The following is a 10,535-nucleotide window of genomic DNA, read 5'->3' as shown; positions in this document are numbered from 1 at the left end:
AATCAGCAGGACTAGCTGCAGAGACTGTTACAGCAGGAGACCCTACATTCGCAGGACCACTTGCAGGAGTCCAGTTGGGACTAAGAGTATTCCACGCAGTTGAGCCAGAATTCAAGGATTCTGTAGATGCGGCAATATACGATGAGCAAATAGGTATGATGGAAATGGTTCTTGATGTTGACTCGATAATAGCTGAAATGAAGTCAATAAGAGAGCAATTCTGCCATTTCAACGACTAGTAAATTCCAAAAACATGCAAGGCATGTGCAAATAAATAGGTGGTCTTTGACCACCTATTTATTTGGGGTTCTAGACAAAAATAAAACAAAAAATCAAACTAACCACAGAAATATTTGCAGTAGATGCTGGAAAGGGGGATAATTATGAGTTTTGCACTTGGACTAGAGCATGAAAATCTTAATTTAGAAGACAAAATTAGCACCATGAGAGAAAACAAAATAAATATTTCGCCAATATTCAAATGGATAAGAAATGAAAAACATATAATTGAGGAAATAAAAAGGCATATTCCTAAAAGTTTTTCAAGCTATTGGGAACCATATACAGGAGGAGGAGCGATTCTTTTTTATATACATCACAAGAGAGCAGTGGTAAATGTTTGCGATGAAGAACTATACAACATATACAGGGTAATAAGAGATGATGTCAATGCTCTTATAGAAGAACTCAAAAAACATAAAAATGAAAAAGAATATTACTATGAGCTCAGAGATATGGATACTGCCAAAATGAGCTCTGTTGAAAATGCGGCAAGGAACATATATCTTAATAAGACCTGCTTTAACGGTTTTTTCAGAAAAGATGAAAGCGGACGATTTGATGTTTCTTTTGGATCTTATAAAAATCCCCAGTTTAAAAACAAGATATTACTAAAGGGACTAAGCGAGTATTTAAATGAACAGGATGTTAAGCTTATAAGCAGAAAATTTGAAAGCTTTGCAGAGAGCATACCGAAGGATTCTTTTGTATACATAGCACCTGAAAACAACCTCAGGTCGCAAAAATATTATGATTTCAACGGGCGCGCAAGACTCAAACATATATGCGACAGGCTTGACGCAAAAGGTGTAAAATTTCTGATATCACATTCATACAATGATTTAATATGTGATATGTTTAACTCTTATGAGATTACAAAAGTTAAGGTTAATAGGAACATAAGCTATTTGAACTTCAAAAATGAGGAACCAAATGAAATAATAATAAAAAATTACGCAACTAATGTTACGTAATTTGGCTTTGATTCTTCAATTGCTAGCTCGGGTTGTGCAGGAGATTTGAATCCTCCGGAATTTCAAGTATTTCTATCAGCATTTCAACAACGGCCGGATCGAACTGAACGCCGGAGAAACGTCTCAGTTCCTGTATGGCATCTTCGTTTGGCATTGCTTTCCTGTAAGGCCTGCTGTTAGTCATAGCGTCGTAGGCATCCACCACTGAGAGTATTCGGCACTGGAGTGGTATTGCATCGCCCTTAAGGCCAAAGGGGTATCCGCTTCCATCCCACCATTCGTGGTGCTTGAATATGAGTTCCGATATGTGCATGATGTCGGGAGACGATTCTGCTATGCGGTAGCCCAGCTCGGCGTGCTTTTTCATTTCTTCGAACTCCTCTTGAGTGAGCTTTCCCGGCTTGAAGAGTATCGAGTCGCTTATGCCTATTTTGCCAATATCGTGAAATTGGGCAAAAAGAGCCATGTCTTTTACGTCCTTTTGTGAAAGCCCCATCTTGTACGCCAGAGCTATGCAAAGGTCCTCCATTCTCTTGCCGTGGCCCTCCGTTATGAAGTCACGCGTCTCGAGCATTTTCTTGATAAAATCTATATTTTTGCTTCTGAAGCTCAGCTTGTGGTGAAGCTTCTCACGATACATGAAATCGTCTGCCTCCCTCAAGGCGTCTTCGATTGTGGGGCTGATACGGCTGACTATGCCATAGCCAATGGAAAGGCTTATAGGCAGGAGGCTTTCTCGCTGGTTCACAAGATTCAGGTGCTCCTTTATTTTTGCCTTGGTTTTGAGTATGCTCTCCTCTGTTGCGCTTTCAAGAATGATAGCGAACTCATCCCCGCCTATGCGAGCCATAAGCCTCGACTCTGAGAAGTGCGATTTTATAATGTTGGCAGCACTTATTAGATACCCATCGCCTTCAAGATGGCCCAGAGTATCGTTAACAAGCTTGAGTCCGTCTATGTCGCACATTACGACGGCCATGCCAGGCTTGCATTCGGCTTTTATGACTTCGAATTCTTTTTCGAAGTAGTTTCTGTTGAAGAGTCCCGTAGGCTCGTCGTATATGCTCATCCTGTAAACCTTTTCCTGGGAGAGCCTTTGCTCCGTTATATCCCTGATTATGCTGAGTATCCTCGATTCGCTAAGGGGGACATAGCGCGCTTCATAGTGAGTATTGCCAAGGCTGTACTCTACTATCGTATTTTTGTGGGTGTTTTTGACTACGTTTATCCCTTTCATGAATTTGGATGTGATGTCTTCGGGAAATAAATCTGAAATTCGTTTGCCGATGAAATCCTCAGGCTGAATGAGCAGATCTTCCCTTTGTGTCTGGGAGAGATAGTCGATAAAAACACCGCCGGAGTCTACTATGAATATCATGTCGGGCATGGCGTCTATTATAGCCTGGAGCTGTTCGCGGCTCGAATTAAGCTCAGCAATAGCACTTGTAAGCTCCGACGTCTTTGCGCTTACATTTCTTCTGAGTGCATAATTCCATACAATAAGAAGTATAAGTACTGAAAACACAAAAATTGCCGCTGTCTCTATGTAGGAGGTTATTTTTTCAGTGTTATGATTCTGGAAGCCGGACCATCGGCTGTCAATATCGTCATATTCTGAAGGTGTGATTTGGTTGAAACCTTCTTCGACGAGGCTTAAGAGTTCAGTGTCGCCTTTTTTGATGGCTCTTCGCAGTTCGATAGTACATATGGAATCTGTCGAGTTGAATTCGCTCTGAAGACCGTATTTGAAAATCATATGCGTTGCGGGAGCCCTGTTCATTACAAATACTACGACTTCTCCTTTGCTGGCTGCCTTTATTATGTCTTCATAGCTGTCATATTCGACAAGATTATTTATTCCAGCTTTTCTAAGCAAATTAGCCACTATGTCGCCTTTTTCAACGGCCACTGAAAATCCCTTCAAAGAGCGTATACCATTTATGCCGGATATGTTTTTGCTGTAGAATATTGGAACCTCGGCGCTTGAATATGGTTTTGTGAAATCAAAAAATTCGGCGCGTTCATCGCTGAAAGAAATTGCATCTATTACATCATGTTTCCCTTGCGTCATTTCAGTCAGTGCATTGTTCCAGTCCTTCGCATCGATTATCACCTTGACGCCTGTTTTTTTCTCCCAAAGCTTCCATTGGTCTATGAGTATTCCGTGCAGTGAGCCGTCTGAGGCTCTGAATGAATAAGGCGGATAAGTATCTTCCATCACCACGCGGATTTCGTCGATAGGAGTCTTTTGGGGGGAGTCGTATTTGTCGTAAGCAAATCCCGGAAGTGTTGAAAAAAGCAGCGAGAGAAAAATGACGGTAAGGCTTATAAACACAGCTTTTCCTGTAGGAATATTACCGTAAATAATTTTCATTTGTGTGCTAGTCCTCTTTTCTCAATAAAGTATTATTGGTCAGTGACTTGCTGCGACTGTATGGTAAAAACGGCCTATGAATCTGGGGATTGTCACGTCCTAGTACTCGTTTGAATTTTCTATATATTAATATATTTTACTTCATTATTTGAATGCTTGCAATCGAAATGAAACATTGCCAAGCTGTTTGGATATATTCAAATAACAATTAAGTAGTTATAAGTAGTTATAAGTAGTTAAAAATTCTCCACGTCTGCCGTTTCGTGATATAATTAAATGTAATATATCATGGGATAATTGTGCGCATAATAGTACTTTTGCGTATGATGAGGCAGTATGAAGCGGAGGGATAGCATTATGATTAGCATAAGAGAATATGAGCTTGTGGATTCACTGGAGCAAGCGCATGAGATACTTTTAAAAAACAGGTTCAACACTATTATCGGGGGCGGAGCTTTCCTGAGGCTGGGCTCAAAGAAGATAAATAAGGCAATTGATCTTTCAAAGCTGAAGCTTGACTATATAGAGGAAGATGAGCACGAAATCAGAATAGGCGCCATGGTTACACTCAGGCAGCTTGAAACGTCTAGCGCACTGCTTGAGAACTTTTCGGGGGCTGTTGCAGAATCAGTAAAGCACATAGTTGGCGTACAGCTTAGAAACATAGTAACAGTCGGCGGCACGGTGTATTCAAGATATGGTTTTTCAGATCCAATAACGGCGCTGCTTGCGCTCGACACTTATGTGGACCTTTACAAGGGTGGTAGGATGAGCCTTGATGAATTCCTTGAGAAGGGTTGTCCAAGGGACATACTCACCCAGATAGTAATAAAAAAAGGCATGGATAAGGCTTCGTTCAAGATGCTCCGAAATTCTGCGGGCGACTATGCGATACTTAATGTCTGCGCAGCCGCAAAGGACGGCGCTATAAGGATAGCTGCAGGTGCAAGACCTGCCAGGGCCAAGCTTGCAAAAGCTGCCAGTGAGTTTTTAACTGGCAGGGAGCTGAGCGAGGAGAATATAGACAAGGCCGCCCAGATGGCAGCAGAAGAGCTTGACTTTGGAAGCAACATGAGGGCGAGCGCTGATTACAGAAGGCAAATGTGCAAGGTGCTCGTAAAAAGAGCACTGATGGAGGTTTAATATGGATATTAATGTAAAAATAAACGGAAAAAATATGACATTTGAAATAGATGCCGATGATTATCTTTCTGAGACGCTAAGAAAATACGGCTATCTGAGCATAAGAAAGGGCTGCGACACGAGCTCGTGCGGACTCTGCACTGTCTGGCTGGATGGAAAGCCTGTGCTCTCATGCTCCACTCTTTCTGCAAGGGCGAATGGAGCGGAAATCACTACAATAGAAGGGGTCCAGAAGGAGGCCGAGGAATTTGCAAGCTTCCTTGTGGCTGAGGGAGCAGAACAGTGCGGCTTTTGCAGCCCGGGCTTCATAATGACAGTGCTTGCAATGAAAAGAGAATTGAGCAACCCTTCTGAAGCGGAAATAAAGAATTATCTCAACGGCAACCTCTGCAGATGTACGGGTTATATGGGACAGCTGCGTGCGCTAAAGAAGTATATGTGTGTAGAGTAACAGCCAAGGAACCCTATGAATAGTTGGAGGATGGAATTTTGAAAATTGAAGATGCCATCGGGATATAGGTGAAATCATGCTCATTACGGAGCTTTTGGACATAGATGCCAACAAAGGAGAGCTTATAAGCATTGTGGGCGGAGGCGGCAAGACAAGCATAATGATGCGTCTTGCCAAGGAGCTCAAGGCTGCGGGCAAGCGTGTGCTTATAACAACTACTACTGCTATATACATGCCCGGCGAAAGGAGCATCGACAGGCTGCTCCTGGGCAAAAACAGCTTCAAAGAATTCATATTCCTCAGTAGCCCGACAGACGGGATAACTGCTGCGGCAAAGTTTTCAGATGGCGTAAAGCTTAAGGGTTTTGACCCGGACCTTGTGGATTCAATACGCGACTTGGGCATTTTCGATTTTATAATAGTCGAAGCTGATGGTTCCAGGGGAGCGCCTATAAAGGCGCCGGCTGAAAATGAGCCTGTCATTCCAAGGAATACAGACAGGATAATAGGCATGATCGGGCTTGACTGCGTGGGTGAAAAGGTTTATTCGAAGTATGTACACAGGAGTGAGCAGTTCTGCAAAATAACGGGCTGTTCAGCTGGTGATTATGTGAGTCCCAGGATGGTGTCAAGGCTTATAAAGGCAGACAATGGGCTCTTCAAGGGGGCACCGGAAGGCTCCAAAAGATATGTGTTCCTAAACAAAGCCGAAGGAGAAAAAAAGCGATGTGCGGCTCTTGAGACGCTTGATTTGCTGCTCGGCGGCGGTCATCCGGCAGACGGATTTTGCGCAGCAAGTCTTTACCTGAAGAATGCTTTCATAAAGTGGAGTTGGGAACGATGATCTCTGGAATAGTAATGGCCTCCGGATTTTCAAGGAGGATGGGAGCTGATAAGCTCCTGTTTGAGTTTGGCGAGCGCACCGTAGTTGAGCGTGTGATAGCTGCAGCTGTGATATCAGAGCTTGACGAAGTCATAGTCGTATGCAGGGATTCTGCTGTATTGACTATTGCCGAAAGTCTCGGGGCTTCGGCAGTAGTCAATGAAAATGCACAGCTTGGACAGAGCGAGTCTATAAGGTTGGGTGTTATCAGTGCAAATTCTGAGGCAAACGGCCTTATGTTCATTGCGGCCGACATGCCGCTCCTTGAAAGCCGCGTCATAGATATGCTTATTCATGAGTTTTCCATGAATATCGAATCCATAGTAGTGCCGCTTTATGACGGCGTGCGCGGGAATCCGGCAATATTCCCCGCGAGCTTGAAGGAAGAGCTGATGTCGCTATCGGGAGACGAGGGCGGCAGGGCAATAATTGAAAAATTCAGTGAACGCGTGATTTTTGTCGAGACGGGAAACAGTCTTAGCGGCATGGATATTGATACAAAAGGGGACTTCGAGAGGCTGAAAGCCCTATGGAAGAAGACAAATTCCAAGCCAAACATATATGATGCTAGAAAACACAAGTGAAACAATAGATGGGTGTAGATGATAAATGAATGAATATCTCATTGTAATAAGAGGAGCAGGCGATATAGCCACAGGTGTAGCCTACAGACTGCATGTGTGCGGCTTCAGGCTGCTCATGCTTGAAACGGCAAGACCCACTGTCATAAGAAGGGCCGTGGCCTTTGCTTCGGCAGTTTTTGAAAAAAGCGTAGAGGTTGAAGGAGTGCGAGCGGTGCTGTCAGAAAACCTTCAACAGATTGAAGCTGCATGGGAACGCGGTGAAGTGCCTGTAATTGTAGATGAAGGCTGCGCCATACTCGGCAGAGTCAAGGCACATGTGCTAATAGACGCCACAATATCAAAGCGCAACCTGGGCACAAATCGAGGAATGGCGGATATTACAATAGGCCTTGGACCGGGATTTACTGCCGGCGATGATGTAGACGCTGTGGTTGAGACGCTTAGGGGGCACGAGCTTGGAAGGGCCAAATACAGCGGCTCGGCAGCGCCTGACACGGGAATACCAGGCGAAATAGCCGGGTTTTCAAAGGAAAGGATAGTAAGAGCCCCTGCTGAAGGAATTGTAACGCATGTATGTAGCATAGGCGACACTGTGGCGAAGGGACAGACTGTAGCATATGTGGGCGAAGTCCGGGTGGCTGCCCCTATCCGCGGAGTCCTGAGGGGCATAATACACGATGGCATTAAGGTGACAAGGGGAATGAAGATGGGCGACGTTGACCCAAGGGGCGAAGTGCGCAACTGCTTTACCATATCCGAAAAGGCACTGGCCGTGGCTGGAGGAGTGCTTGAGGCTGTGCTCCACATAGGATTCAAAAAAGGAAGGCTGAAGGCTAAAGGGAGGTAATCCAATGGAAGATAGGCTACTTGACATAGTGTCGGCAGAGCTTAAAGCCGGCAGGAAATCTGCCATGGCGATAATTACAATGATTGAAGGCTCATCTCCACGGGGAGAAGGCTCCATGATGGTTATAAAAGGCTCAGGTGAGATTGAAGGCACAATAGGCGGTGGGGCCATAGAACGAGAGACTATAAAGCGGGCTCTTGAGTGCATAAATGATGGGGCGAGCAGACATTATGACTTCCTGCTCACCGAGAAAGAAAAGAATCTCGACATGATATGCGGAGGAAGAGCCCAGGTTTTCATAAAGGTTTTTGTACCCGACAACAGGCTGCTCATTGCAGGAGGAGGCCACATAGCCCTGAGGCTCTACGAAATAGCCCAGATAATGGGCTTCAATACGGTAATATTCGAGGACAGGCAGGAATTCTGCAGCAGGGAGAGATTTCCAAATGCCCACGAGCTAGTGCTGGGGGACATAGTTGAAAACCTTGGCGGTTATCCGGTCGATGGGAATTGCTATGCTGTGGTGGTCACAAGGGGCCATTCCCAGGACGAAAAGGCGCTCGAGGCTCTGTTGGGAAGAGGCGCTGCCTATATCGGCATGATAGGCAGCAGGAGAAAGACAGCGATGGTGTTTAACAATCTCATTGGAAAGGGAATTTCAAGGGAGGAGCTTGAGAAGGTTTACGCTCCAATAGGCATAGACACGGGCGGGGAAACTCCGGAGGAGATAGCGCTTGGTATAATGGCGGAGATAGTTTCCGTAAAGCACGAAGCAAAAATAAAACACATGAGAGACTTAAGGCCTGATATTGCCACGGAGCCTATTTAGCATAGGCAGCAAACAGTAATCCCAATGGAAGCGGTGACGGTCTAAAGAAAAATAAGCAAAGGATGATATATATGATAAGCGATTTCTCTCCACTGCTGATATCGCTCAAAACCTCGCTCAGCGCAACGCTTATAACCATAATAATTGGTGTGCCGGCAGCATGGATTGTAGCCTCGTACAATGTGAGATTCAAGGGGCTGCTAGACAGCATACTCACATTGCCCATGATACTCCCGCCCACAGTGGCGGGCTTTTTTCTGCTTGTGTTGCTTGGAAAGCGGGGTTTTGTAGGAAGGCTGCTTGAGCGCATGGACATGTCGCTCATATTCACATGGCAGGCAGCCATGATAGCAGCAGCCGTAGTGGCCTTTCCGCTAATGTACAAGACGGCCAGGAGCGCATTCGAGCAGATAGACAGGAATGTGTTAGACGCCGCCAGACTGTTGGGAGCTTCAGAGTGGAAGGTATTCCTAAGTGTGGCTGTTCCCATGGCATGGCCGGGCATAGTAGCTGGATTCCTGCTGTCGTTTGCCCGGGCTTTGGGAGAGTTCGGAGCTACCATGATGGTTGCAGGCAACATACCGGGCAGGACACAGACGATACCGCTGGCGATTTTCTTTGCGGCAGAGGGAGGCGACATGAAACAAGCGTACGCCTGGGTGATGCTAATATTTGCAATATCACTGGCTATGATGGCTCTGATGAACTATTGGAACGAATACCATAAGAGGCTGGTTTCCGGCGAGGGAAGGAGAAATTAGCATGGAACTCCTTGTTGATATTAGGAAAAAGCTGGCTGGATTCCAGCTTGACGTGAAGCTTTTAGGAGGTAGTGAAACTATAGGACTGCTCGGGGCGTCAGGCTCAGGAAAGAGCATGACACTAAGGTGCATAGCAGGTATTGTAAGGCCGGATGATGGACGTATTGTGGTAAACGGCAGGACGTTTTTTGACTCCGAAAAGGGTATAGACTTAAAGCCAAGGGAGCGTAGAGTGGGACTGCTCTTCCAGAACTATGCGCTTTTTCCGCATCTTACTGTCAGGGAAAACATACAATTTGGAATCAGTGATAAGCCTAAGGCGGAGCGTGGAGAGGCTGTCGCCGAGCTAATTGAGAAATTCCAGCTCAATGGGCTTGCTGAGAGATATCCCTCTCAGGTCTCAGGAGGACAGCAGCAAAGAATCGCCCTGGCCAGGGTGATTGCAGCCCAGCCAGACATCATTCTTCTCGACGAGCCTTTTTCGGCGCTGGATGTTCATCTGCGAGCACAAATGATAGAGGAAATGAGGGAGCGTCTCCAGGAGTTTGGGAAAAGCTCAATGCTAGTTACCCATAATATAGAGGAAGCCTTTGCAATATGCGACAATCTGGCAGTGCTGAGCAGAGGAAGGGTGCATGCGTTCGATGAAAAAAACAAAGTTATGGAAAGGCCAATGACGCTTGAGGCGCTTAAGATAACCGGCTGTGAAAACATAGCTCCAGCCAGAGCAATCTCTGATGGCTATGTTGAAATACCCCAATGGAATCTAAGGCTCAAAGCAAATGGTGGCGAATGCTGCGGAGAAGGTCATGTAGGCATAAGGGCAAGCCATATAATGCTCCATGAAGCCTCAAATGACAATGAAAACGGAGAAAATGTTGTGAAAGCCTGGATAACGGGCTTTTCAGAGACGCCGTTCAGAGTCAGGGCACACCTAAAGTTCTCCAAGGACAGCAGCAATCATTTGGCGTGGGATGTTGGAAGGGAGATCTGGGAGAAGGTCAGACTCGGGCAGCAGCCCATAGCAGTCCGAATACCTGCGGACAAGGTTATGTTCGTAGAGACTCTACCTGATGATGTTTAAATACTTGCCGGTTTGAATCTGGCTCTTCCTGCAATAAATCCCTTCCCGTATATGAGTCTGCTAAGGAACTGCAGTAGCAGAGCATGAGAATACCAAAAGGAATCTGAATCCAGGTTCCTTTTTTGCTTTAAAAACAGACAAAGTGGTATATAAATGGGTATATAACAGCGAATAAAAAGAAGGTGTCAGCATGAAAAATGGGGTATGTTTCAGATTTTGTGTAAACTCTAAAAACTGATGCAGTTTTATTGTATAAGTTAAGGGATAGGTGCTTAAAACAAGCATCTGTCCCTTAAATGCATTATACACCCGATTTTGGGCGAGTC

10 protein-coding genes and 1 pseudogene are annotated in these 10,535 nt (G+C 45.4%); 10 read left to right on the top strand and 1 reads right to left on the bottom strand.

Annotation, left to right across the window (positions count from 1 at the left end):
• Both GT589_RS04185 and GT589_RS04180 read left to right on the top strand, forming a co-directional pair.
• A pseudogene (locus GT589_RS04185) lies at window positions 1–239 on the top strand (glycine/sarcosine/betaine reductase complex selenoprotein A); the annotation flags it as partial.
• Between the two features lie 144 nt (window positions 240–383).
• Entirely contained in the window at window positions 384–1,253 is an 870-nt protein-coding gene (locus GT589_RS04180) for a DNA adenine methylase (protein WP_293396482.1), read from the top strand.
• A gap of 22 nt (window positions 1,254–1,275) precedes the next feature.
• Here the strand turns inward: GT589_RS04180 and GT589_RS04175 are convergent, their stop codons facing one another.
• Entirely contained in the window at window positions 1,276–3,627 is a 2,352-nt protein-coding gene (locus tag GT589_RS04175; protein ID WP_293396479.1) for an HD domain-containing phosphohydrolase, read from the bottom strand.
• A gap of 357 nt (window positions 3,628–3,984) precedes the next feature.
• Between GT589_RS04175 and GT589_RS04170 the strand changes: the two genes are divergently transcribed.
• The 8 genes from GT589_RS04170 (at window position 3,985) to GT589_RS04135 (ending at window position 10,209) form a co-directional block, all read left to right on the top strand.
• Window positions 3,985–4,770 carry an FAD binding domain-containing protein gene (locus GT589_RS04170; protein ID WP_293396476.1) on the top strand — a complete coding sequence of 262 codons (786 nt, stop codon included), beginning with the start codon at window positions 3,985–3,987 and terminating at the stop codon, window positions 4,768–4,770.
• A gap of 1 nt (window position 4,771) precedes the next feature.
• On the top strand, window positions 4,772–5,221 hold the full coding sequence (locus GT589_RS04165; RefSeq protein ID WP_293396473.1) for a (2Fe-2S)-binding protein: 450 nt from the start codon (window positions 4,772–4,774) through the stop codon (window positions 5,219–5,221).
• A gap of 76 nt (window positions 5,222–5,297) precedes the next feature.
• Window positions 5,298–6,065, top strand: coding sequence for a selenium cofactor biosynthesis protein YqeC (gene yqeC, locus GT589_RS04160; RefSeq protein WP_293396470.1), 768 nt, complete (start codon window positions 5,298–5,300; stop codon window positions 6,063–6,065).
• Window positions 6,062–6,688 carry a nucleotidyltransferase family protein gene (locus GT589_RS04155; protein ID WP_293396467.1) on the top strand — a complete coding sequence of 209 codons (627 nt, stop codon included), beginning with the start codon at window positions 6,062–6,064 and terminating at the stop codon, window positions 6,686–6,688. Before yqeC ends, GT589_RS04155 begins: the two co-directional genes overlap by 4 nt.
• A gap of 25 nt (window positions 6,689–6,713) precedes the next feature.
• Window positions 6,714–7,535 (top strand): selenium-dependent molybdenum cofactor biosynthesis protein YqeB, encoded by an 822-nt coding sequence (yqeB, locus tag GT589_RS04150; RefSeq protein ID WP_293396465.1) that lies wholly within the window; start codon window positions 6,714–6,716, stop codon window positions 7,533–7,535.
• A gap of 4 nt (window positions 7,536–7,539) precedes the next feature.
• Window positions 7,540–8,364: an XdhC family protein gene (locus GT589_RS04145; protein ID WP_293396462.1), complete on the top strand. Its 825-nt coding sequence runs from the start codon at window positions 7,540–7,542 to the stop codon at window positions 8,362–8,364.
• Between the two features lie 71 nt (window positions 8,365–8,435).
• Window positions 8,436–9,125, top strand: a complete 690-nt coding sequence (gene modB, locus GT589_RS04140) for a molybdate ABC transporter permease subunit (RefSeq protein WP_293396459.1) — start codon at window positions 8,436–8,438, stop codon at window positions 9,123–9,125.
• Between the two features lies 1 nt (window position 9,126).
• Complete coding sequence (locus tag GT589_RS04135) at window positions 9,127–10,209, top strand: sulfate/molybdate ABC transporter ATP-binding protein (RefSeq protein WP_293396456.1); 1,083 nt, start codon at window positions 9,127–9,129, stop codon at window positions 10,207–10,209.
• Window positions 10,210–10,535 lie beyond the last annotated feature (326 nt).

The sequence above is a fragment of the Peptoclostridium sp. genome, assembly GCF_009881055.1.
Taxonomy (GTDB): domain Bacteria; phylum Bacillota; class Clostridia; order Peptostreptococcales; family Peptostreptococcaceae; genus Peptoclostridium_A.
The sequence above is the reverse complement of the archived record's forward strand: the minus strand, read 5'-3'. Positions and strand labels throughout refer to the sequence as shown.

Coding starts and splice junctions, on each gene's coding strand:
- GT589_RS04180 (WP_293396482.1), top strand. CDS start 384: ATGAGTTTTGCACTTGGACTAGAGCATGAAAATCTTAATTTAGAAGAC.
- GT589_RS04175 (WP_293396479.1), bottom strand. CDS start 3,627: ATGAAAATTATTTACGGTAATATTCCTACAGGAAAAGCTGTGTTTATA.
- GT589_RS04170 (WP_293396476.1), top strand. CDS start 3,985: ATGATTAGCATAAGAGAATATGAGCTTGTGGATTCACTGGAGCAAGCG.
- GT589_RS04165 (WP_293396473.1), top strand. CDS start 4,772: ATGGATATTAATGTAAAAATAAACGGAAAAAATATGACATTTGAAATA.
- yqeC (WP_293396470.1), top strand. CDS start 5,298: ATGCTCATTACGGAGCTTTTGGACATAGATGCCAACAAAGGAGAGCTT.
- GT589_RS04155 (WP_293396467.1), top strand. CDS start 6,062: ATGATCTCTGGAATAGTAATGGCCTCCGGATTTTCAAGGAGGATGGGA.
- yqeB (WP_293396465.1), top strand. CDS start 6,714: ATGAATGAATATCTCATTGTAATAAGAGGAGCAGGCGATATAGCCACA.
- GT589_RS04145 (WP_293396462.1), top strand. CDS start 7,540: ATGGAAGATAGGCTACTTGACATAGTGTCGGCAGAGCTTAAAGCCGGC.
- modB (WP_293396459.1), top strand. CDS start 8,436: ATGATAAGCGATTTCTCTCCACTGCTGATATCGCTCAAAACCTCGCTC.
- GT589_RS04135 (WP_293396456.1), top strand. CDS start 9,127: ATGGAACTCCTTGTTGATATTAGGAAAAAGCTGGCTGGATTCCAGCTT.